Consider the following 23831-nt stretch of genomic DNA (forward strand, 5'->3'; position numbering starts at 1 on the left):
TATTTGTGTGGATTTAATAATGTCTTAATTGTGGTGTTGAGCAGATGGCGAAAACTTTGGGATGACTTATATGAGTATGACTATGCCGAGAAATAATTTTTTAGATGCAGTAAGAGGTTTTGGCATTTTTTTGGTAGTCATAGGCCATTTGATACAAATGAGGTATATGCCGGGCTCGTTTGATTCTAATATTATTTTTAAAATAATATATAGCTTTCATATGGCTCTTTTCTTTTTAATCTCGGGGTATTGTTTTAAAGAAAAGAGCTTTTCTGATGAAATAATATGGTCAGCCAAAAGATTGATTGTTCCATTTTTTTTCTTCTATTTTTTGGTGAGTTGCAAAGCGGATGCAAGGCAGTTTTTTTCCACAATCGTGGATTATATTATGAATCCGCAGATTGGGTTTTGGTTCTTTTTTGTATTATTTGCAATTAGAATTTTTGTAACTGCCTTATTGGCATGCAAATGGGTATTTAAGGGAGTTGTGTTAATTTTCGTTAGCCTCGTTTTGGTTAAAATGCATACCATTGCAAGCGCACATTATATTCTTTTTTATACACCATTTTTCTTGCTAGGTTATTGGGTAAGAGAGTATTGTGATGTTTTGGTTATTAGTAAGGATAAGAATGTTGTGCAAGAAAATATCATTCTTTTTCTTATTGTAGCATTAGTTATTTACCTAGGGATATTTTCTCTATTTTATACTAGAACAACTGTTGGTAGTTATTCTGGATTGTTTTTGATTCAGAAGTCAGTGTTGGCTTTTTTAGGAAGTGCTATAGTTATTATGTTTTTTGGATTAATATATAAGTATGTTAAAATTCCTTTGCTTGAATATGTGGGGAAGTTTACTTTGTCTATATATGGCTTGCATCTTTTATTTATTTTTAGTTATGATTTAATCGGATGGGGGGCTTTGGTTTTTATGGTATTAATCCCTGTGCTGGTTTCTGAGATTTATTCTAGATTGCTACGCTCAGCTAAGTCTCTGGCTTTCTTATCTAGGTGAATAGTATCCTCACTTTTTTCCGTCTAACTAGAGCTTTATTGTATTTTCGCAGAGTTCTGTGCCGAGCAGACGACTGACTTATACATCTGGTGACCTCCTCCCGGCTAACCGAGCGGTCTAGTCTAGAGATTTCCGGCTTCAAGGTGAGCAAGTCTGAACTCGCTCGGGGTCTGGTCGCCCAGCGAACTGTGCGGCCTGAATTCGTTGTAATCCTGCCGCCAACGCTCGATCTTTTCACGTGCGTCATCCAGCGATAAAAACCAATGCACATTCAGGCACTCATCCCGCAGACTGCCGTTAAATGACTCGATAAAGGCATTATCCGTGGGTTTCCCTGGTCGTGAGAAGTCCAGCGTGACGCCTTGCTCATAGGCCCACTGGTCCAGCGCCAGGGAAATAAACTCGCTGCCGTTGTCGACCTGAATCCGTTGCGGCGTCCCGCGCAAGGCTTGCACATGCTGCATCGTAGCAACCACGTCTGCGGCTTTCAGCGCGAAATCCACCGTGATCGCCAAGCTCTCCCGACTAAAATTATCCACCACAGTCAAGACCCGGATTTTCTGGCCGTTGAACAACTGATCGGCGACGAAATCCATGCTCCAGCAGGCATTCAAACTGGAGACCGCCGGCCGAGCTTGCCGGTGCGCGGCCGCCACTCGCCGCTTGGGCCGTTTGCGCCGGAGGTTCAAACCCTCCTCGCAGTAGATCCGGTAGGTCTTCTTGTGATTGATCTGCCAGCCCTCACGCCGCAGCAGGACGTGGATGCGGCGCGCGCCATAACGAATGCGGGTGGCGGCGATCTCGCGGATTCGCTGCCGCTCCGCACGATCATCTCGAGGGTGAGGGCGATAAAAATAGGTAGCTTGCCGCAGTTGAATGACTGCGGTGGCGCGACGAATGCTGACGCGTACGCGTCGATCAGGAAGTTGGCCAACTCGCGTTTGCGGGCCGGCCTCACAGCTTTTTTTGGATGACTTCCTGCAGCATCTGCTTGTCCAGGCTCAGGTCGGCGACCATGCGCTTGAGGCGGGCGTTCTCTTCTTCCAGTTGTTTCAGGCGGCGCAATTCGCTGACACCCAGGCCGCCGTATTTCTTCTTCCAGTTGTAGAAGGTGGCTTCGGAGACGCCCATCTTGCGGCAGACCTCGGCGACGGTGGTACCGGACTCCGCCTGGCGCAAGGCGAAGGCAATCTGTTCTTCGGTGAACTTCGATTTTTTCATGACAAATCTCCTGCCCGGATGGGCTTAAATTTGCCAGAAATCTCTACTTTTCGCCGCTACGTTTTTGCGGGAGGAGGTCAGAAGAGGACGTTCAGCCCTGCACTTTATAAACGTTGGAGGAAAGTTGCAGCGTAGCGTCGAAGGTGACCGGCGGGCGGTGCGGATGCACTTTGAGCACGGCGTCGACGCGGAAGCGCAGGTGGCGTTCCATTTCGCGCGGGGCATCCAGGTTGACGCGCACGCGCGACAGCCGCGGTTCATGCAGCTCGATCGAGCGGCGCAGTTGCTCGCGCAGCAGCTCGCGATCGTCCGGGTTCAGCAGGCTGATGCCGGACAGGTCTGGGATGCCAAAGGTGAGCAGGCTTTCGCGCGCTTGGGGGAAGGACTCCATCAACTCGTCCAGTGGCATCAGCCGGGTATTGAGCAGTGCTTCCAGGTCGCGAGCCAGCGCCCGCTTGAACTGGGAAAGTTCAAACAGGCTGATCGACTCAATGTGGCTCTGGTCCGGCTCGTCGTCTAGCAGCCGATCCAGCACCGAGGGCAGGATCTGCGCGTGGCGGGCGATGCTCATAGACCGAATAGGGATGAAGCCTGGCGGGCCAGCATCCAGCGGAAGGCGACAAAGATGCCGGTACCGACGATGGCCAACAGCGCAAAGTACAGCCACAGGGGCAACTCGTGGCGGACGAAGGCCTGGAAGCGTTGCGGCAACTGCCAGTTGGGCGCGAAGTCGGCCTTGCCGCCGCGAACCTGCTGGATCTCCTGGCCCAGTTTGTGGGTCAGGTAGCCCAGCTTTTCCTGGCCTTCCAGCAGGTACTTGCCCTGGAAGCCCAGCAACAGGCAGGTGTAGAACACTTCCAGCGGTTCGATGTTCTCGGCCGGATTGTTGCGCAGCTGTTCCAGTCGGTTGAAGAAGCCTTCTCCGGCCAGGTGCTCGCCGAACAGGCGCAGCTGCAGCGGCATGCGTTCCCATTCGTCGCGCAGCGCGAAATCGGAGGACAGGATGATCTCGTCCATCAGCGCGCAGAATGCGTATTTCGCATGGCTGATGGCGTTGTTGTCCTTGCTGAAGTTGCGCGCGTTGCGCTCGAACTGGCCGAGGAAGTGGTCGACGCGGCGGTTGAACTCCACCCCGCTGCTCGGCGGGTTGCCTTCTTTCAGCAGGAACAGCAGGTAGATGCCATCTTCCAGCATCTCGCGCATGGACGGCGCCGCCGGGGCGGAGACGGCGATGGCGCGTTCAGGGGTTTGGGTGCTTGATTGGTTCATGGTGTGCTCAGCGGAAGACCGCGATCAGTTCTATCGAAATATTGGCCAGGGTTTGCGGAATATAGATGCAGACGCTGCGCGATTGCAGCATGCGGCTGTATATCTCGCTGCCTGGTTCCAGCGCGAAGTAGTGGTTGCCCACCCGCACCGGAATGGCGGACGGCGTTTGCGCCGAGTGGGCCAGGCTGACGCCGCGCATCGCGGAGTTGAGGATGCGTTCCACATCGTCCGGCGCGCCGATCTTCAGCTTGAGCGGCACGTTGTCGATGATGTGGCTGGCGGGCTGGTCGCTCTGCACCGACAGGTAGAAATCCACGTTTTCCAGCAGGCGGTCGCTTTCCAGGCGGCCGATGTGGAAGGACGGGCGCGGCGAGTGCAGCGGGATGACCTTGTAGCGCGCGGAAACCACGGTTTCCAGCAGCTCGCGGATCTGCAGATCCAGCGGCGGGAACACTTCATGAAGCTTGTCGTGGCGGTAGCCCGGGATATCGGACAGCGTGTACAGCGTGGTGAAGGTCTGCAGCTCGCCGCAGAACTCGGACAGCGCCATGTACAGCTCTTCCGGATGCAGCGGCTGGCATTGCGACAGATGGCGCAGGCGCGCGAAATTGCGGTTGACCGTGTGCAGCAGCCAGAAGGAGCTGATGTCGGCGGAGCCGAACTCCATCACGCTCTTGGCGCGCTCGCGGTGGGCGCCGGCCAGCGACTGGCTCTTCACCAGCAGGATGTCCAGCAGGCGGCGCAGCATCTGCATCAGCTCGGTGGACCCCTCGATGGCCAGCAGCGGCGGCAGGAATTCTCGGCCCACGCCCCATTGGCCAGTGGCGTCCTTTTCCAGCTGGCACAACGGGATGGAGTCGTAGCCGTCGCGGTTTTCCTCTTCCAGCATCAGCTTGACGTCCAGCTGCAGCGTGGACAGGTCGGCGGCCAGCGCCTGGGTGTACAGATCGGACACCTCGCGATGGTCGCTGTGGAAGCGGGTGGGGCGGGCGCTGGCCTCGCCGTTGCGGGTGTTGCCACCATAAGGCTGCAGCTGGGCCAGGCAGGCGTACAGCGTGGTTTTCACGCCGGCCTGCGGCAGCGAGGCGAGGTCGCGGCTCAGCGGCAGCGGGGTGTGGGCGGGCGCCTGGAGCAGGGTGCCATCGCGGAACAGCAGCGTCAGCTCGTCCACGCGAACGAGACCGCCCTTCAGCGCGGCTTCATCCAGCGCCAGCCGCTGCACGCCCCAGGCGTGGCGGTGGGTCAGCTGCAGCAGGCTGGCCTGGGTTTGTTCCTGGAACAGCGCGTGCTGCTGGAAATGCTGCGGGCGAAGGAACATGCCTTCGCCCCATAGGATTCTTTGTGCTTGAAGCATTACAGCTTGAACCTCGGCATGGGTTGGTCGCGGGGAGCCGCGTTGATTAGTTGCGGGAAGCCGGGCACTCGACCGCGCCGCTCTTGGGCTGGTCGGGCAGTTGCAGGGCTTCGGGCTTGATCGCCTGCAGATAGCAATCGGCGACCTTGAATTTCAGGTCTTTGCTGCGCACGCGATTGGCGTCATATAACAAGCGCCAGAATTGCGGGTTGGGCTGTCTGAAATATCCGATCACGCCGACGAAATTAGCGCCCTCGTCAATGGTGATATCCATTTCCTGTTTGCCGCCGGGAACGAATAACAGCTCTTTGCGAGATAATATGGCAGAGCCGAGCATATTCTCGATTGGTTTGCCACTGGCCAAAAGGTCAGGTGTGAGTAATTTGAATTCCTGATCGGATTTCAACTGATAAACCTGAACCACGACGGATAGCGGCTTTCCATGTTTGTCGCGGTTCAACATCTGGCTGGCTTCGGTGCTGAGCGTGATATTCTTTGGGCCTCCGCAGCCGCCGAGCAGCGGCAGTGCCAAGGCTGCGAGGATCATGCAAGTTTTTTGCCAGTGCTTAGTGAAGTCCATATAATCCACACCCAAATAGTGGTTCATTCTACAGAATTTGCCAGTGAGGAGTCAGAGAAACCCTGTCTGGTTTTGAAAGGGTACTTGACTTCTTTGCAAATCAAATCAAGCATATCGCGTATTTTGTCAGTTCATCAATCGTTTGTTTTTTATAAAAAATTCCAATGATGTTTTTTGTGCCGCTGATTGTGGCCGGTATCGTTCTTCTATTGCTGTGGCTCGGCTGGCGGTTTTTTCTCGGCGGAGCGCGGCTCCAGGTGGAGCGGGCGACAATCGCAACCCCAACAGATCTGGCGTGCGAGCCGGTGGATATTCCGGCCGTCGAAGCGCCCCCTTCGCGCCCGCTTTCCGGAGCCGGAGGCGTCTTCGCCTGGATGAAGGCGTGGCCGGTGGGAATGCTGCTGCCGATGCTGGCGCTGCCGTTGGTCGCGGCAGTTGTGGCAATAACGTTGCACTTTGGCGGCTATCACAAGGATCCGCAGTTCGTGCCCGGGGAATACGCGCATGGCAATCAGATCCGCCAAGCGCTGCTGGAGGAGAAGCTGGTGCCGCCGCCTCCGCTGCCGCCCAGCGCTTTCGTCGACGCGGTGGCGGAAAAGCCGCAGTTGGCGCTGGATAAGGCTGACCGCGACTGGAGCCGGATGGATCCCGCCTTCGTCCAGGATGTGCTGAGGGTGATGGAAAGAATGAAGGCGAGGGGGTTTCCAATGGTGTTGCTTGAGGGATACCGCAGCGCCGAGCGCCAGAACAGATTGGCTGGCGGCAGCACCAAGGTGACGCAGGCCAAGGGCGGGGAAAGCAAGCACCAGTATGGGCTGGCGGCCGACCTGGCGCCGGTGCGGGGCGGCAAGGTGGTGATTTCAGAGCGGGATCCATGGGCGATGCAGGCCTACAACGCGTTGGGCGAAGAGGCGCAAGCGGCAGGTTTGACCTGGGGCGGAGTGTGGAGTTTCCGCGATTACGGCCACATCGAGCGCGCGGGTTCGCTGCGCGCACTGTTGGCGCAGCGCAACAAAAAATGATTTCAGCTTCTAAGGGAAGGTAAATTCGGTGTTACACAAAGGTTGGCTACGGAATGCCAAGGTGGCGTCGGCCATCGGATTCTTGATCCTGATCGCGCTGATCTGGTGGCTGGGCCCCTGGCTGGGCCTGAAATCTGTCGAAGCGCGACTGGGCTGGATCGTGGCGGTGATGATCGTATGGGTGCTGGCGCTGCTGATAGGCCAGGCGCTTGGCCGCCGCGCCAGCGGCATGCTGGAAGGCATGCTGCGGCGGCAAGCCGACGACGCGGTGATCAACGCCAGCGCCGACAAGCGCGCGGAAGTGACGTTGCTGCGGCAGCGCCTGCTGGGCGCGATCGATACGCTGAAGAAATCCAATCTGGGCAGCGCCCGCGGCAGCGCGGCGCTGTATGAGCTGCCCTGGTACATGATCATTGGTCATCCGGCGGCAGGCAAGAGTTCCGCGATTCTGCAATCGGGCTTGAGTTTCCCGTTCAGCGACAAGAGCGGCATCCAAGGCGTGGGCGGCACGCGCAACTGCGACTGGTTCTTCTCCACCGAGGGCGTGTTGCTGGATACCGCAGGCCGCTACGCGACCGAGAGCGAGGACCGCACCGAATGGCTCGCCTTCCTCAGGCTGCTGAAGAAGCACCGCGCCAAGGCACCGGTCAACGGCATCATGGTGGCGATCAGCCTGCCGGAGCTGGCGCAACACAATAGCGAGGGCTTCGTGCTCTACGCGCGCCAGGTGCGCGAGCGCATCCACGAGGTGTGCAACACCTTCGGCCTGATGGTGCCCATCTATCTGGTGTTCACCAAGCTGGATCTGCTGGGCGGCTTCGCCCAGTTCTTCCACGACGCGGGCGAGGAAGAGCGCTCTCGTGTCTGGGGCGCGACGCTGTCGGCCGACCAGGGCACCGGCTTCGACGCCGGCGCCGTCGTGGGCCAGCAGTTCGAGCAGTTGTACCGCGGCCTGGTGCAGATGGGCGAGGAGAAGCTGGTCGGCGCGCGCGGCGACGCGGTGAAATCCGCCCACTTCGCCTTCCCGATCGAGTTCCACGGCCTGCAGGAAGCGGTGGTGAAGTTCGTCCGCCTGCTGTTCGAGGAGGATCCGTATCACTCCCGTCCGTTGCTGCGCGGCTTCTACTTCACCAGCGCGCTGCAGGAAGGTGTGCCGCGCATCGTGACCGCCGGTCGCGTGCAAGGCCAGTTCGATCTGTCTTCCGCCGGCATGGACAAGCATCAGGCCCCGGCTTCGTACAGCTACTTCCTGCGCGGCCTGTTCCGCGAAGTTTTGTTCCCCGATCAGCACCTGATTTTCCAGCAGACCAAGCCCAGCGGCAGCCGTTGGCGTCTGGCCGGCATGGTGGCGGGCCTGGTGACGCTGGCCGCGGTGGCGGGCGCGTGGACCTGGTCCTTCGTCGGCAACCAGCAGATGATCACCCAGGTGAACGCCGAGCGGGTACAGGCGCAGAAGCTGGCCGCGTCCGGCCAGTTGTACGATCGCCTGAATGGCCTGCTGATCCTGCAGCGCCGGCTGGAGGAGCTGCAGACGTATCGCCGCAACGGCGAGCCGTGGCAGATCGGCCTGGGCCTGTATCAAGGCGAAGAGCTGGAGCGCAATCTGCGCAAGGCTTATTTCGCCGGTTTGAAAGACGTGATGCTGCGCCCGGTGCAGAAAAACCTGGAGACCACGCTGGCTGCGCTGAAGCCTGGCGCGGTGCAGCCGGTGGCGATGACCCAGCCGCCCAAGCCGGAACCCAAGCCCGAGACGAAGCCCGTTCCGGCGCCGAAACCGGCCAAGCCGTACAAGCCGCGTCCCAAGCATGGCCTGCCCAACATTCAGCTGGGCGCGCTGGAAATGCCGCAACGGGCGACCACCGGCAAGTTGGATGCCTCCGCGCCGGCGGCGGGCGAGGCCGCAGCGGAAAGCGGCCAGCCGCAGAAGTCGCAAAAGCTCGATGTCGCCTACAACGCGCTGAAAACCTATCTGATGCTGCATGACCGCCGCCGGATGGAGGACGCGCATCTGGCCGACCAGCTGCCGCGTTACTGGCGCCCGTGGCTGGAAAGCCAGCGCGGCGAGTATCCGGTCAGCGAGGTGATGGGCCAGGCCGAAAAACTGGTGGCCTTCTACGTCAGCCAGATCAAGGAGCCGGATCTGCCGCTGATCGACAACGATGTCAAAGTCGTCGCCGACGCCCGCGACGTGCTGCGCGGCTCGTTCAAGCAGCTGTCCGCCCAGGAACGCGTGTTCAACGAGATCAAGGCGCGCGCCAACACCCGCTTCGCGCCGTTGACTGTGGCCCGTATTCTGGACAACCGCGACATGGACATCATGGCCAGCAGCCAGATGGTGGAGGGGGCCTACACCCGCGAGGCGTGGAGCACCTATGTGCGCGCAGCCATCGACGAGGCCAGCAAGGGCACGATACGCAGCGACGACTGGGTGCTGGCTTCCAGCACGCAGGACGATCTGGGCAAGGATGGCGACGTGGAGAAAAACCGCGCCGCGCTGGAGGCGTTGTACCGTTCCCAGTACATCGCCGCCTGGCATAAGTTCCTGGCCGGCGTAGTGGTGCGCGACATCGCCAATCCTGCGCAATCGGCTTCGGCGATGACCCGTCTTGCCGACAAGCAGAATTCGCCGATCAAGCTGATTCTGACGCGCGCGGCGCAGGAAACCTCCTGGGACAATCCGTCCGAGTTGAATCGTTCGCTGGAAACCGCCAAGCGCTCGGTGCTGGAGAAAACCACCGAGTTCTTCAAGAGCGGCGACACGCAGGCCGCGGGCAAGAACGAGAAGCAGTATGGCGTGGTGGGCGCGCATTTCGCCGGCGTGGCTACGCTGGTCAAGGGCGACAACTCGCCGATCAACAGCTATCTGGATCAGCTGGCCAAGCTGAAGGTGAAGATGGCCGCCATCGCCACCACCGACGAACCAGGCCCGCAGGCCCGCACCGCGTTGCAGTCCACGCTGAACGGCTCTGGTTCCGAATTGGGCGACACGCTGTCCTATGTCGACAATACCCTGCTCAACGGCGCGACATCCGACACGGTGGAGATGGTTCGCCCGATGCTGGTGCGCCCGCTGTCGCAGTCGTACAGCGCGCTGCTGGGCCCGGTGGCGCAGGACATTAACCAGGCTTGGGCCAACGAGGTCTTGCCGCAATGGCGGCAACTGGCCGGGAAGTATCCGTTCAGCGATTCCAACAGCAGCGCGTCGGTGGCCGACATCAACCGTTTCGTCAAAGCCAACGACGGCACGCTGGACAAGTTCATCAACAAGTACCTGACCGGCCTGGTGCAGAAAAAGGGCGATGAACTGGTGCCGCGCGCCTGGGGCAACCAGGGCGTGCGCTTCAACCCGCAGTTCCTCAGCGGCGTCAGCAGCCTGATGGCCTTGGCCAATACCCAGCTGCAGGACGGCGAGAACAGCCGCTTCGAACTGCAGCCATTGCCGACGCCGGGCTTGTCCGAGATCGTGCTCAGCATCGACGGCCAGGAGCTGCGCTACCGCAACGGTCCGCAGCAATGGCAGCCGTTCAACTGGCCGGGCACCAACGGCGAGGGCGCGCGCATTCAGGTGGTCAACTACGCGGGCTCCAGCACCGTGGTGGGCAACCAGTCCGGCCGCATGGGCCTGATGCGCCTGCTGGCCGGTTCCAAGGTCAGCCAGGAAGGCGACGGTTCCGCCCAGCTGACCTGGATGCTGCCCAAGGGCAGCGGCGCCGAGGGGCAGACCGTTCGTTTCAATTTCCGCATGCTGGGCGGCGTCAATCCGCTGCAGTTGAACCGCCTGTACAAACTGACGTTGCCCGAGCGCGTGACGTTGTAATGGAGAGATGAACGGCATGCCGCTCAATTTCAAGCGCACCCAGGAGGTGCCTCCGCAGTTCTGCATTTTCGGCAAATTGCCGCGGCGCGCCGACTTCGTGCGCGTCAACGCCACCCACCCGGCGGCGATGCAACTGGACCAACTGCTGGCGCAGAGCCTGCAGCGGCTGGAGTTCACCGAGGAGGCCACGCGCGACTACCTGGCCATGCCGCCGACCTCCTTCGTGCTGCAAAGCCGCGACCATAACTGGCTGTCGCTGGGCGTGATCCAGCCCAGCCGCGACGAGGGCGGCCGCAACTACCCGCTGGTGGCGGCTTCGCTGGTGGCGGTCGACCCGGCGCTGCCGTCCACCGCCATCCTGCTGCTGGCCAATGAGTTGTTCTTCACCGGTCTGAAGGAGCAGCTGTCCAGCGCCATCGAGAACTCGGTGGAAATGCTGGCCTGCAAGCAGTTCCTGGAGGAGCAGCTGCGTTTCGGCGCCTCGTCGGTGGCCGACATCGACCTGGCGCAGCAGTTGCTGGAGAAGCATCTGTCGATGACGGCCGCCGACTCTTTGTCGCGCAGCCTGAGCGCGGCTGGCCGCGGCGATCTGGAGTCGGTGCTGCTGGCCTTCGTATTCCATCACCGGCTGTTGAAGAAATTCCGCGACAGCCTGCCGGTACAGGCCTATGCGCTGCCCTTGCCGGCGGTGGAGGGCGACAACGTGCTGGCCGCGGTCACCTGGCTGGCGTTGTACCACGCCGCCACCGACAATGGCGCGGCGCTGGAGCAATGCCTGATCATGCGCCGCCCGGAAGGCCACTTCCTGGTGCTGTTGCCGGCGGGTTTGAACGAGCAGATCGCTAGCCAGTGCTGGGGCGCGCCGCTCGATCCCAAGCACGTGGTGGATATCGACGACGTGAAGGCGCCGTGGCGCAATCATCAGTCCTACGCCGAAGCGGCCTATGTGCTGGGGCGGCAATTGAATGATCCGGGCCTGTCTTTAGCACAGTTGCGAACCGTTCTATCCAGTCTCGCGCGCAATATTGCGTAGCTTAGTTTTGAACCTTTTTGAATAGAGAAGAGCCATGGGCAAGGAAAGCACTCAGAAAAAACTGTCGAGGGTCCGTCCGCCTCGCGTGCAGATCACCTATGACGTAGAGATCGGCGACGCGATCGAAACCAAGGAACTGCCGTTCGTGCTGGGCGTGCTGGGCGACTACTCCGGCCACAGCAAGGAGCCGCTGCCGAAGATGAAGGAGCGCAAGTTCGTTCAGGTCGACCGCGACAACTTCGACGAGGTGCTGAAGGGCATGGCGCCTCGCCTGGCGATGAAGGTGGACAACGCGCTGAAGGATGACGGCACCCAGCTGGGCGTGGAGTTGAATTTCGAAAACCTGTCCGACTTCGAGCCGCAAAACGTGGTGCGCCAGATCGATCCGCTGAACCAGTTGCTGGAGGCCCGCACCCGCCTGGCCGACCTGCGCAACAAGCTGGCCGGCAACGACAAGCTGGAAGAGCTGCTGGACGAAGTGGTGCGCGATACCGAGAAGCTGCGCCAGATCGGCGGCAAGAAAGAAGGAGGCGAGCAGTGAGCGCGGAATTGCAACAACAGGCGGCGCCGGCCGCGGCTGACGGCGTCAGCCTGCTCGACAGCATCATCGAGCAGAGCCGCATCGCCACCAACGACAGCGAAAAGAGCCACACCCGCGATCTGATCGGCGAACTGGTCGACCAGGTGCTGCAAGGCAGCGTCACCGTCTCGCGCGACCTGTCCGCCAGCATCGACGCCCGCATCGCCGAGATCGACAAGCTGATCTCCGATCAACTGAACAACGTGATGCACCACGCCGAGTTCCAAAAGCTGGAAGCGTCCTGGCGCGGTCTGAACTACCTGGTGATGCAGTCCGAGACCAGCACGCAGCTGAAGATCAAGGTGCTGAACGCGTCCAAGAAGGACCTGGTCAAGGACTTCAAGGCGGCGGCCGAGTTCGACCAGAGCGCGCTGTTCAAGAAGATCTACGAGGAAGAGTACGGCACCTTCGGCGGCGCGCCTTACGCCGCGCTGGTGGGCGACTACGAATTCACCCGTCATCCGGAAGACTTCTATCTGCTGGACGAGCTGTCGCACGTGGCCGCTTCCGCCCACGCGCCGCTGATCTCGTCGGCCGATCCGGGCCTGTTCGGCCTGGAGAGCTTCTCCGACATCGGCAAGCCGCGCGATCTGGCCAAGATCTTCGACACCGTCGAGTACGCGAAGTGGAAGTCCTTCCGCGAGTCGGAAGACTCCCGCTACGTCGGCCTGGTGCTGCCGCACGTGCTGGGCCGCCTGCCGTATGGCCGCGACAATGTGCCGGTGGAAGCATTCGATTTCGAAGAGAACGTCGACGGCAGCAACCACGACAAGTACTTGTGGACCAACGCCGCTTACGCCTACGCCGCGCGTCTGACCGACGCCTTTGCCCAGTTCGGCTGGCTGGCGGCCATCCGCGGCGTGGAAGGCGGCGGCCTGGTGGAAGGCCTGCCGGCCCACACCTTCAAGACCGACGACGGCGAAGTGGCGCTGAAGTGCCCGACCGAGGTGGCGATCACCGACCGCACCGAGAAACTGCTGTCGGACCTCGGCTTCATCTCGCTGGTGCATTGCAAGAACACCGACTACGCCGCCTTCTTCGGCGGACAGTCGGCGCAGAAGGCCAAGACCTACAACACCGATTCGGCCAACGCCAACGCGCGCCTGTCGACGCAGCTGCCGTACATCTTCGCGGTATCCCGCATCGCGCATTACATGAAGTCCATCATGCGCGACAAGATCGGCAGCTTCGCCTCGCGCCAGAACGTGCAGGACTACCTGAATACCTGGCTGGCCCAGTACGTGCTGCTGGACGATTCCGCCAGCCAGGAGGCCAAGGCCAAGTACCCGCTGCGCGAAGCGCGCGTCGACGTGGTGGAAGTGCCGGGCAAACCTGGGGTTTACCGCGCCGCCGCCTTCCTGCGTCCCCATTTCCAGCTCGACGAGCTGACGATTTCTTTGCGTCTGGTGGCAGAGCTGCCGCAACCGGCTGGCTAACGCGGCGCATTGATTATTTGGGGGAGTCCCGCCCCCATTTTTTTGAACCTTGTTTAAGGAGAAGTACAGATGGCTTTTGATGCATTTCTGAAAATCGATGGCATTCCTGGTGAGAGCGGCGACGACAAGCACAAAGACTGGATCGAAATCCAATCGTTCAGCCATAAGCTGGAACAACCGGCTCAGGCTTCCGCCAGCACCGCCGGCGGCGCTACCGCCGAACGCGTGAACCACGGCGTGTACGAAATCACCCACTTCCTGGACAAAGCCAGCCCGAAGATCTACGAAGCTTGCTGCACCGGCAAGCACATCAAAGAGATCACCATCGAGCTGTGCCGTGCGGGTGGCGACAAGGTGAAGTACATGGAAATCAAGATGGAACAAGTCCTGATCTCCAAGGTTGAGCCGCACGGTTCCGCCACCGACAGCGGCTTCCCGGCCGAGAAGGTGAGCTTCAGCTATGGCAAGATCAAGTGGACCTACACCCAGCAGAAGCGCGCCGACGGCGCCGGCGGCGGCAATGTCAGCGCCGGTTGGGACCTGACCGCGAACAAAGTCATCGCCTAATTCCAGCAATGGAATCCAGACCCGCCCGGCCCCGGGCGGGTTTTTAAGTTTTTTTCACTTGGGGAAAGTCGCTATGAAACGTTTGTTGATCGCCGTGGTTGTCGCCTTGTCTTGCGTCGCCTGCAAAACGGTGCCGACCAAGGAGCAGGTGGAGGCCAGCAAGGCCGTCGCCGCCGCCAATGATGCCAAGGCGCAGATTGCCAAGCAGGCTGCCGCCAACTACGCGGCCGACGCTACCCTGGTGCCGTTTGAAAAGATGGACGCCAAGCTCAATCCGGTGGGCGAGGCTCAGCTGGATCTGTTGCTGCCCAAACTGAAGACCGCCAAATCCGTTCTGATCCGTGGCCATTGCTATCGCCGCGATATCGGCAACGCCAAAGCCGCGTCCCAGACCCGCGCCGCCAATGTGCGCGAATACCTGGTGAACGCTGGCGTGCCGTCCAGCAGGATCACGCTGCGTTACGACACCGAACGTCCGGTGCACGGCGTGCGCCTGATCGTCAGCGACTGATAGATGCTGTGAAACTGCCGCCCCGTTGCCGCATCTCCGCCGATATCGGCGTGAGTTCCACGGAGCGGCACCAAAGAATCCAGATACAACGATAACGGATAGATTGCGCCATGGACCTTAGCACTCTGCTTTCCTCCTTCGCCTCGGCCTTCAATCAAGACCAGCGCCTGCTCACCCTGGAGCTGGGCAGCGGGCAGGTCGCCGCCGAGCAGCTGCTGCCGCAAAGCCTGGATGGCGAAGAGGGCGTGTCCAAGGCCTATCGTTATCAACTCACCTGCCTCTCCCCCGACGGCGCCATCGAACTCAAGACCCTGCTCGGCCAGTCCGCCCGCATCGGCATCGCCGACGCCCAAGGCCAGGAAACTGTCCGCTGCGGCGTGGTCAGCCAGGCCCGGCTGATGGGTTCCGACGGCGGCTTCGCCCAGTACGGCCTGACCATCGAGCCGCCAATCGCGCTGCTGCGCCACCGCCGCACCTCGCGGGTGTTCCAGGACTTGAGCGTGCCGGACATCGTCCAGCAGATCGTCCACGAGCACCAGGCGGCCAACCCGGTGTTCGCCCGCGCGCAGGCCATCGAGTTCAAGGTCGGCCCGGCGCAGCCGCGGAGCTACTGCCTGCAGTACCGCGAGGACGATTTCAGCTTCATCGTCCGCCTGCTGCATGAAGAGGGCTACGCCTGGCGCTTCGAGCATGTGGACGGCGACAGCCCGCAGGTCAAGCTGGCGGTGTTCGACGACGCCTACAGCCTGCCGCCGGCCGAGATCGAGCGCGTGCGCTTCCACCGCAGCGACGCCACCGAAGAGGAAGACGGCCTCACCGACTGGAACGCCAGCCGCCAGATCGTCCCCGGCAACGTGGCGCTGGCCACCTTCGACTACCAGCCGGTGTCCACCCAGCACACCGGCGACAGCAGCCAGATCGACCAGGGCCAGGGCGGCCAGGCGCTGCAATCCAGCCTGCAGGACTACGACCCGCAGGGCCTGTATTACGCCGGCGACGCCGACCAGCTGTCGCACTACGCCCGGCTGCGGCAACAGGCGCACGACCTGCAAGCCAAGCAATTCGAAGGCGGCGGCTCCATCCGCGGCCTGACCGCCGGCCAATGGTTCCGCCTGGACGACCACCCGGCGCACGAGGCCGACAGCCACGAGCAGCGCGAATTCGTCGTCACCGGCCAAAGCTTTCAGGTGCGCAACAACCTGCCGACCGACCTGAAAGCCATCCTGCCGGCGGGCGACCAGGCCGACGCGCCGTTCACCACCCGGATCCAGGCCCAGCGCCGCGGCATCCCGCTGACCCCGGCCTACGCCGGCACCGCCTCCGCCAAACCCACCTCGCTCGGCGTGCAGACCGCCACCGTGGTCGGCCCCGCCGGCGAGGAAGTCCACACCGACGCCCAGGGCCGGATCAAGGTGCAGTTCCACTGGCAGCGGCCGGAAGAGCATCCCACTATCGGCGCCGGCCTCGACGACAAATCCTCCTGCTGGCTGCGCGTCGCCATGCCCAGCGCCGGCGCTGGCTGGGGCCACCAGTTCATCCCGCGCATCGGCCAGGAAGTGCTGGTCGACTTCATCGAAGGCGACATCGACCGCCCGGTGATCACCGGCGTGTTGTACAACGGCAGCCACCCGACGCCAGACTTCAGCGGCGCCGGCTCGCTCCCCGCCAACAAGACCCTGTCCGGCATCAAATCCAAAGAACACCAGGGCGGCGGCTACAACGAGTTGCTGTTCGACGACACCCCCGGCGAAGTGCGCGCCAAGCTGTCGAGCGAACCGGGCAAGACCCAGCTCAACCAGGGCTACCTCGCCCACCCGCGCAGCAACGGCAAAGCCCAACCGCGCGGCGACGGCTTCGAACTCAGAACCGACCACCACGGCGCCATCCGCGCGGCCCACGGCCTGCTGCTGTCCACCGAGGCGCAGAACGGCGCCGGCGGCAAACAACTGGCGCGCGAGCACGCCCAGAGCCAGCTCGACGCCGCGCTGAGCCTCTCCCAGGCGCTGGCCGAGACCGCCACCGGCCAACTGGCCGACACCATGGAAACCGGGCCCGACGAAATCGGCCCGGACAACGCCAAGGCCGGCAAGAAAAGCGACGGCCACCTGCAGCACCACGCCGACGCGCTGAAAGCCTGGGAAGCGGGAACCAACACCGACAAGGACGGCAAAACCGCGAAAGACCAAGCCGGACAGCAGCCGCTGCTGATCCTGTCCGCACCCGCAGGCATCGCCTCCCTGACCGAGCAAAGCCAAACCCTCAGCGCTGGCCAGAACCTGAACCTGGTCGCCCAGCGCGACGCCAACCACACCACCGGCCGCCGCTGGATTCACAACGTCGGCCAGCACATCAGCCTGTTCGTGGCGGGGGTGAAGGACAAGGTGGCGCTGAAGCTGATCGCGGCGAAGGGCAAGGTGCAGGTGCAGGCGCAGAGCGACGCGATGGAGCTGACGGCGGATAAGGATCTGACCATCACCTCGGCCAAGCAGACGATACATGTCAACGCCAAGCAGGAAATCCTGCTGACCTCGGGCGGGGCTTATATCCGCCTGAAGGACGGCAAGATCGAGCTGCATGCGCCCGGCACCATCAGCATCAAGGGGGCCAGCCACAATTTCAGTGGACCCGCCCAGATGAATCCGCCGCTGCCGATGTTCCCCAAGGAGATTTGCGTAGAGTGTCTGTTGCGCAGCGCCAAGGCGGGTTCCGCATTCAGCAAGGTGCAATGATGAAGCTGATTCACTCTTTTGATATCGAGGCGTTGTTCAATTTATTGCAACAGCACGGGCCATTGGGCGAGGAGCAGCATCAATATCTGCTGTTCGATGGTGCACTGAATCCGAAGCTGCCCCAGCAACTTCGTCGCAGCGGCTTCCCGTGGCGCAGCGTATTCACGCAAAGCGATGATGGTGATGAGCAACTGATGGCGGCCTCCCCACTGCTGATGGAGTGGCAGGCATCCCAGCAGGCATCGGTGGAGCGTTTGCTGATGCAGTGCGATGGTTTGCCTATGGTTAGCGTTTGGCACAGCACGGAAAGCCTGCCGGAACTGGCTGCTCGTTTGTTGCCGTGGTGCGTGGTCAAGGCCGACGATCAGCATTTCAATCTGCGCTTTCCCGATACCCGCCGCCTGAAAGGCATTGTCGGTGTGCTGGACGATGAGCAGCGTGGGCAATTTTTCGGCCCCGCCGCCCTGTGTGCTGCTCCTACCCGTTTTGGCGCTTGGGAAACTTTGACCTTGCCGCGGGAACCCTTGGCGCCAGCCGACAAGGTGACGCTAAACGCCGAGCAAACGCTGGCGCTGATCCGCGATGGGGAGGAAGACGAGACGCTGTTCCAGTTGCAGTTCCATCGCGCAATCCGTCCCGACGTGTTGGCGGATTGCCATCCGGTCGTGGAGAAGGTTTTGTCGCACGCGGACAAGAACGGCATCGATGCGCCGGACGATCGTTACCAGCTCTGTCTCGATGCGCTGCGCGACCCTACAGTTTTCAACTTGGAAGGGTAAAGAGAATGTTCAGTCGAATTGGCAAGTTATTGGCGGTACTGCTGGCTGTGCTGCCTCTGTGGGCGAAGGCGGATGAGTTTGTCGGCGGCTATACGCTGCTGCCGTCCGGAGAGATGCAACAGGTTTATGGCGATGACGGCAAGCCCTTGCATCTGCTGACGGTGGAGAAGCGCGACGGTGGCTATTGGCTGCGGGCGCAGGGGTTATTGGGCAGCGGCGAGGCGCAAAAGGTCGAGCTGCAAAAGGACGGCAAGCGTCTGGCGCAGTGGCTGGGGAATGAGCAGGATGCCGGAAAGCCGATCCAGTCCAGCGCCCTGGTGGGCGACCGGATTGCGTTGTTCCGCATCGCCAAGGGTACGGAATTGCAAGGCGCCAATGGGCGCGCCCACGTGATGCGCACCGATTACCTGCTGGTGATGCCCGGCATCGATCTGGAGCTGGAACGGGCGCCGGAAACCGAATGAGCGCTGCGCGGGCCGTGCTTGCCGTTTGCCGTCGAGCCATCCCCTTGTTGGCGGGCCTTGCGCTGAGCGCCTGCGCGGGCATTGGAGGCCAGCCGCTGGGCGCGTCGATGACGGCGCTGAATTACACCGGCCAGGGCTATGACTGGGTGGCGGTGGCTCAGCCGCAAACGCCGGAGCAGGCGGAAGCGGCGGATATGGTGAAGCCATATGGCGGCAGCGGCATCATGTGTTGCGTCAACCTGCCGGCCAAATGGCAGCCTGGCATGCGGCTGGTGGTGCAGACCAAGGATGAGACTAAGGCCAAAACGGCAGCGGAGTGGTCCAAGGAGAACATTCCTCTGAAATTGCGGCTGGTGGATGTGCCGCCTTATGCCGAGGACGACGTGGGCACAGTATGGGTACAGTTGTTGCCGAACGATAATGTGGCGCTGGTGGTCAGCCGTTACGATCCGTCCAATTCCAACTGGCCGGGGGTGATTAAGGGGTGGCCTAAGCCCTCAGTGGAATATAGAAGGAAAATCTGGATAGAGGATTTGAAAAGAGAAAAAGAATTGCTAAAGGTTATGCAGCAGGTTATTAAAGATTCTAAGGTAGATGATAAAGAGAAGCCCGCTATGCAGGAAGCAATAACCGATATTAAGGGAAATATCGATAGGCTTGAAAGTGCTTTGAAGTGAGTGTTGAGACTGGTTTTTATAGTCATCTAAAACTTAAATCTACGAAGGTAGTTATTTCGTGCCGGATCAGAGTTTTCCTAGGTAAAAACTGCGCTGGTGATTGATGATTCTATATATATTAAAAATGGCTCCAGCTTTGATTTTAATCTGTTTTTAGGGTCTGTGTTTATAAAGGTCCTGGTTGTAAGGATAATGTGTGAAGTTGGGCTGCTATTTATAATTTGACCTGATTGGGAAGAATGGAGATTCCGGTGAGTGCAATTATCAAAAGAATTGCGTGGCTTTTGTTTTCTTGTTTCGCGCTCAGTGCCTGCGCCGGCACCGGCGGTCAGCTGGGTGCATCAATGACTGTGGTGAACTATAGCGGCAAGGGTTATGACTGGGTGGCCGTAGCCAAGCCGGATGCGCCGGAGCAAGCGGAAGCAGCGGATATGGTGAGCCCATATGGCGCCAGCGGCATCATGTGCTGCGTCAATCTACCCGCAAAATGGCAGCCAGGCATGAAATTGGTGGTGCAGTTCAAGGATGCAACCAAGGCGAAGACGGCGGCGGAATGGTCCAAGGAAAATATTCCGCTGCAGTTGCGGACAGTAGAGGTGCCGCGTTATGCAGAGGGTGATGTGGGCACTGTCTGGGTGCAATTTCTGCCGGATAACAAGGTGGCGCTGGTGGTCAGCCGGTACGATCCGTCTAATGCGAACTGGCCGGGGGCGGTGAGGGGGTGGCCAAAACCTTCTGTAGAGTATCGAAGAGTATTATGGGATAGAGATAGTGATTTGTTGAAGAAACAGTTGTTGAAAATGCAAAAAGCAAAAGAGGTAGCCATTCAAAGTGAAGATAAACGTGGTTATCAAGATGCAATAGACTCTATTTTATGGGAGTTGAAATTGTTAGGAGGTCGGCCATGACTAGGCTGGCCGATAACATTCCGCGTTTGATGGCTGATCCGTGTAATTTCGACAAGTTTTTTGATGAGAAAGAAACGAGGGATCTACGGCGGCTCTCCATGCGAGAACTTCCCCCAATAGGTAACCCGAACGCCAGTTGCGATTTCAATCTGTTTTTTGGCTTTTTCTTCGATGGCACGCGTAATAATTACAATCTGTGCACAAAGAATGAGGGATTTTCCAATGTCGCGCGCTTGTACGATACCTACCCTGGAAAGGTCGTGCCTGGCATTATTACGGAAAATCAGCCATTGGATGGAAACGATGATTACCCCCATTTCTTCAAGGTTTATATCCCGGGCGTAGGCACGCCGTTTCCGCAAGTGGGCGACAGCGGCCAAGGCATGGACGCGGCCTTCGGCGCCGCTTCCGCGTTGTATGGCCATGAGCGCATCGTCTGGGCGTTGATGCAGGCGATCAACAACGTCAACCGCTATTTCGTGGGTCAGGAATTGCTCGATAAGGGCAAGATCTCGTCGCTGAGCAAGCAGTTGGTGATCACCGGCTGGCACCTGAAGAAGGAGCGCTGGCTGACCGCGCGTGAGATGGACCAGGGCAAGCAGAGCACTTACGACACATTGCGCGAGCAACTGAAGCTGCTGCATCGGTCGATCAAGGACTTCATGCATGCGCCGGGCGAGAAGCCGGCCAATATGTCCAAGGGCAAGGTGGGGACCATCCACCTGTCGGCGTTCGGCTTTTCCCGCGGCGCCACCAAGGCGCGCTGCTTCAGCAACTGGATGCAGCGCCTGTGCCAATTGGACGCCGAGCTGACCGGCCAACCGGGGCAAATGACCTTGGGCGGCTTTCCGGTGAAGTTCGACTTCCTGGGCATCTTCGACACCGTGGCCGCGGTAGGGCTGGCATCGTCCACGCTGTTGTTCGACGGCCATGCCGAGTGGGCGGACGCGGAAACCTCGCTGCGGGTGCCGATGGATATGCCCTGCGTGCACTTGGTGTCCGGGCACGAGATTCGGCGCAGCTTCCCGCTGGATTCTATCGAGATGGGCGCCGGCGCGCCCTCGAATAGCGAGGAAATCATGTTTCCCGGCGTGCACTCCGATGTCGGCGGCGGCTATGTGCCGAAGGAGCAAGGCCGGGGTACCGATCCCAAGGGCGCGGACATGCTCTCCCGCATTCCGCTGGTGGTGATGTATCGCAAGGCGCGGCTGGCCGGCGTGCCGCTGAAGGCGGAGAAAGCCACTGCCATTGCCCAACTGCGGATGCAGGTGGACCCGAAGCTGATCGACGATTTCAACAACTATCTGGACACGCTGCCCCAAAAACAGGGCAGCTACAAAGAGCTGCTGCGCTCGGTGTACTGGCCTTACATCGCCTGGCGCTTGAGCTGGGTGGACAAGCAGGATGACGCCTCGCTGCGCGCGCATTTCGATAATCTGCAAAACGCGTCGAATGCGGACGTCAACGATTTGCTGGGCGGCAACGCCAAGCTGGCCGAGCACCTCAGCTATTACAAACGCTGGAGCAGCGGCGAGATAGTGCAGACCGGCCGCTTGCAGCGGCCTTATCATCCGCCGACCTTCGATCCCAAGGTGGTCAAGGATTGGACGGAGTTCAAGGCGATCTGGCCCGAGCTGGAGAAGGGTGCCCAATCTGCCTGGCTGAAGCCGGCGGCCAACCATTTGTTCCAGTACTACGTCCATGACTCCTATGCCTGGTTTCGGTTGAGCGGCAAGGAGGAGCCGGAGATTTTGGCCATGCTGGAAAAAATGTCCCATCAGGACCAGAGCCGATTGAGCGAAGAGGAGAGGGGCTGGGTCAAGCTGTATGTTGACTCCGACCGAACTCAGGTTCCCAAGCGCGTGACCGAGGGCCAGGAACCGTTCCTGGCGGGGGCGGGCTATCTGCGTTATCGCAAGGTGTATGCCGGCGCCGACAATGTTTTGCTGACCCGGCGCGGACAATCTTCATCGGATACAGCGCTGGCCTGAGCTGGCTTGAATAAAAATGCTTGAATCCTTACTACCGTATTACGAACGCGAACTTGGCCACCTGCGGGAGCTGTCGGGCGAGTTCGCGCGCCGCTATCCCAAGATCGCCGGCCGGCTGCAGATGGAAGGCGACCAGTGCGCCGACCCGCACACCGAACGGCTGATCGAAGCGTTCGCGCTGCTGGCGTCGCGCATCCACAAGAAGCTGGACGACGATTATCCGGAAGTGGCGGAAAGCTTCCTGGACGTGCTGTACCCACACTATCTGCAGCCGATTCCGTCGGCCACCATCGTCCAGTTCGAGTGCGATCCGGCGCGGCCGGAGATCGCCAAGCGCTACCGCGTGGAGCGCGGCCAGCCGGTGCACGCGCCGGCTATCAACGGCGTGGTGTGCAAGTTCCGCAGCGCCTACCCGGTGGACCTGTATCCGCTGTCGCTGAGCAATGCCAAGCTGGAGCTGACCAGCGGCTCGCCCTATCTGCGCCAGCTGGCGCCGGACGCGGCGGCGCTGTTGACGATGGAGTTCCAGACCCACGGCGGCCTGGCCTTGAACAGCATAGGCTTGAGCTCGCTGCGCTTCTTCCTGGACGGCGAGCCGGCGCTGATGCACCTGCTGTACGAGCTGTTGTTGTCCCAGGTGCTGCGCATCCGCGTCGGCGACGGCAGCGAGGACCCGTCGCGCAGCGCGGTGCTGCCGGCCTCGGCCATCCGTCCGGTGGGTTTTGGCCGCGACGAGGGCATGCTGGAGTACGACGAGCGCTCGTTCATGGGCTATCGGCTGCTGACCGAGTATTTCTGCTATCCGGACAAATTCCTGTTCGTCGACATCGCCGAGCTGGACAAGGTGGCTGCGCGGCTGGGTGGCGGCAAACTGTTGTTGCAACTGGTGCTGGGCGACTACCCGGACAGCGAACGCCATCACCGCCTGTTGACCCAGCTGCAGGCGCATCATCTGAAGCTGGGCTGCGCGCCCATCGTCAACCTGTTCAACCAGCCCGGTGAGCCGATCCGCGTCAGCCATCAGAAGGCCGGCTACGCGGTGCTGGCAGATGGCCGCAAGCAGCAGGCCTACGAGGTGATCCAGATCCGCCGCGTGGTGCGGGTGGAGAAGTCCGGCGAGGGCGAAAGCAGCGAGGAAGTGCCGCCGTTCTACGCGACGCGCCACGGCAGCGAGCGCCAGACGCCGCGATTCTACTGGCACGCCAGCCGCGAAGGCTCGCCGCGCGCCGGCGACAAGGGCACCGACCTGGAATTGCACCTGGTGGACCTGCAGTTCAACGCGGTGCGGCCGGCGGCCGAGGTGCTGAGCCTGGACTTGCTGTGCAGCAACCGCGACCTGCCGGAGCAGATTCCCTTCGGCGGCAGCCAGGCGGCGCAGCGCACCGATTTCAGCCTGCCCGGCCATTCGGTGGTGAAGCGGGTGCGTTTGCTGCGCAAGCCGTCGGCCACCCAGCGCAGCCCCTTGGGCCGCGCGGTGCAGTGGCGGCTGATCTCGCATCTGTCGTTGAACTACATGTCCATCGTCGATTCCGGCGTGGCGGCGCTGCAGGAGATGCTGGCGCTGTACAACCTCACCGGCTCGCCGGTCAATGTGCGCCAGATCCAGGGCGTGGTGGGCATAGACAGCAAGCCGGCGGTGACCCGCGTCACCGGCCGCGATTTCGCCGGCTTCGTCCGCGGCAGCGAAATCAGGCTGAAACTGGACGCCGATTATTATGTGGGCGGCAGCGTTTACCTTTTCGCCTCGGTGCTGGAGCGCTTCTTCGCGCTGTATTGCGCGCCCAACAGCTTCACCCGGCTGCGGGTGGAAACCGCGCAGCAGAACCAGGAAGTGGCGGTGTGGCCGGCGCGGGCCGGCGAGGCTTTGGTGATTTGAGGTGG

19 protein-coding genes and 1 pseudogene are annotated in these 23831 nt (G+C 60.7%); 15 read left to right on the top strand and 5 right to left on the bottom strand.

The window, feature by feature from the left end; all coding sequences use genetic code 11:
* The first annotated feature begins 70 nt into the window (after window positions 1-70).
* Window positions 71-1012, top strand: a complete 942-nt coding sequence (locus BKX93_RS24165) for an acyltransferase family protein (protein WP_186009434.1) — start codon at window positions 71-73, stop codon at window positions 1010-1012.
* Window positions 1013-1137: 125 nt separating this feature from the next.
* Here the strand turns inward: BKX93_RS24165 and BKX93_RS24170 are convergent.
* The 5 genes and pseudogenes from BKX93_RS24170 to tssJ all read right to left on the bottom strand — a co-directional run.
* A pseudogene (locus BKX93_RS24170) lies at window positions 1138-2233 on the bottom strand (transposase); the annotation flags it as partial.
* Window positions 2234-2324: 91 nt separating this feature from the next.
* Window positions 2325-2804 (bottom strand): type VI secretion system baseplate subunit TssE, encoded by a 480-nt coding sequence (gene tssE, locus BKX93_RS17390; RefSeq protein ID WP_046158971.1) that lies wholly within the window; start codon window positions 2802-2804, stop codon window positions 2325-2327.
* Window positions 2801-3502 (bottom strand): type IVB secretion system protein IcmH/DotU, encoded by a 702-nt coding sequence (gene icmH, locus BKX93_RS17395; RefSeq protein ID WP_046158972.1) that lies wholly within the window; start codon window positions 3500-3502, stop codon window positions 2801-2803. Before icmH ends, tssE begins: the two co-directional genes overlap by 4 nt.
* A 7-nt stretch (window positions 3503-3509) precedes the next feature.
* The gene (gene tssK, locus BKX93_RS17400) at window positions 3510-4856 is read right to left on the bottom strand and encodes a type VI secretion system baseplate subunit TssK (protein ID WP_070980729.1); all 1347 of its coding nucleotides are present in this window, start codon (window positions 4854-4856) and stop codon (window positions 3510-3512) included.
* A 46-nt stretch (window positions 4857-4902) separates the two neighbouring features.
* Entirely contained in the window at window positions 4903-5463 is a 561-nt protein-coding gene (gene tssJ / locus BKX93_RS17405) for a type VI secretion system lipoprotein TssJ (protein ID WP_083340591.1), read from the bottom strand.
* A gap of 137 nt (window positions 5464-5600) precedes the next feature.
* Here tssJ and BKX93_RS17410 point away from each other — a divergent pair, with 137 nt between their 5' ends.
* The 14 genes from BKX93_RS17410 (at window position 5601) to tssF (ending at window position 23826) form a co-directional block, all read left to right on the top strand.
* A complete protein-coding gene (locus BKX93_RS17410; RefSeq protein ID WP_244887192.1) occupies window positions 5601-6458 on the top strand; it encodes a M15 family metallopeptidase in 858 nt (285 codons plus the stop codon).
* Between the two features lie 61 nt (window positions 6459-6519).
* Window positions 6520-10275: a type VI secretion system membrane subunit TssM gene (gene tssM / locus BKX93_RS17415; RefSeq protein ID WP_244887193.1), complete on the top strand. Its 3756-nt coding sequence runs from the start codon at window positions 6520-6522 to the stop codon at window positions 10273-10275.
* Window positions 10276-10291: 16 nt separating this feature from the next.
* On the top strand, window positions 10292-11308 hold the full coding sequence (tagF, locus tag BKX93_RS17420; RefSeq protein ID WP_046158978.1) for a type VI secretion system-associated protein TagF: 1017 nt from the start codon (window positions 10292-10294) through the stop codon (window positions 11306-11308).
* A gap of 34 nt (window positions 11309-11342) precedes the next feature.
* The gene (tssB, locus tag BKX93_RS17425; protein WP_021475344.1) at window positions 11343-11849 is read left to right on the top strand and encodes a type VI secretion system contractile sheath small subunit; all 507 of its coding nucleotides are present in this window, start codon (window positions 11343-11345) and stop codon (window positions 11847-11849) included.
* The gene (gene tssC, locus BKX93_RS17430) at window positions 11846-13324 is read left to right on the top strand and encodes a type VI secretion system contractile sheath large subunit (protein ID WP_021475345.1); all 1479 of its coding nucleotides are present in this window, start codon (window positions 11846-11848) and stop codon (window positions 13322-13324) included. The genes tssB and tssC overlap by 4 nt, the downstream gene beginning before the upstream one ends.
* Before the next feature lie 69 nt (window positions 13325-13393).
* Entirely contained in the window at window positions 13394-13891 is a 498-nt protein-coding gene (locus tag BKX93_RS17435) for an Hcp family type VI secretion system effector (protein ID WP_011137524.1), read from the top strand.
* Between the two features lie 73 nt (window positions 13892-13964).
* Window positions 13965-14402, top strand: coding sequence for an OmpA family protein (locus BKX93_RS17440; RefSeq protein WP_046168829.1), 438 nt, complete (start codon window positions 13965-13967; stop codon window positions 14400-14402).
* A 110-nt stretch (window positions 14403-14512) separates the two neighbouring features.
* On the top strand, window positions 14513-17131 hold the full coding sequence (locus BKX93_RS17445; protein WP_070980732.1) for a type VI secretion system Vgr family protein: 2619 nt from the start codon (window positions 14513-14515) through the stop codon (window positions 17129-17131).
* Window positions 17128-17910, top strand: coding sequence for a DUF4123 domain-containing protein (locus BKX93_RS17450; protein ID WP_070980734.1), 783 nt, complete (start codon window positions 17128-17130; stop codon window positions 17908-17910). The genes BKX93_RS17445 and BKX93_RS17450 overlap by 4 nt, the downstream gene beginning before the upstream one ends.
* A 5-nt stretch (window positions 17911-17915) precedes the next feature.
* Window positions 17916-18374, top strand: a complete 459-nt coding sequence (locus BKX93_RS17455; protein ID WP_144408907.1) for a hypothetical protein — start codon at window positions 17916-17918, stop codon at window positions 18372-18374.
* Complete coding sequence (locus BKX93_RS17460) at window positions 18371-19051, top strand: DUF3304 domain-containing protein (protein WP_070980736.1); 681 nt, start codon at window positions 18371-18373, stop codon at window positions 19049-19051. Before BKX93_RS17455 ends, BKX93_RS17460 begins: the two co-directional genes overlap by 4 nt.
* Before the next feature lie 251 nt (window positions 19052-19302).
* Window positions 19303-19959, top strand: a complete 657-nt coding sequence (locus BKX93_RS17465) for a DUF3304 domain-containing protein (protein WP_186009435.1) — start codon at window positions 19303-19305, stop codon at window positions 19957-19959.
* A gap of 290 nt (window positions 19960-20249) precedes the next feature.
* A complete protein-coding gene (locus BKX93_RS17470) occupies window positions 20250-21950 on the top strand; it encodes a T6SS phospholipase effector Tle1-like catalytic domain-containing protein (RefSeq protein WP_342341855.1) in 1701 nt (566 codons plus the stop codon).
* Between the two features lie 16 nt (window positions 21951-21966).
* The gene (gene tssF / locus BKX93_RS17475) at window positions 21967-23826 is read left to right on the top strand and encodes a type VI secretion system baseplate subunit TssF (RefSeq protein ID WP_070980740.1); all 1860 of its coding nucleotides are present in this window, start codon (window positions 21967-21969) and stop codon (window positions 23824-23826) included.
* The last annotated feature ends 5 nt before the right edge of the window (window positions 23827-23831 follow it).

The organism is Chromobacterium vaccinii (assembly GCF_001855275.1).
Taxonomy (GTDB): domain Bacteria; phylum Pseudomonadota; class Gammaproteobacteria; order Burkholderiales; family Chromobacteriaceae; genus Chromobacterium; species Chromobacterium vaccinii.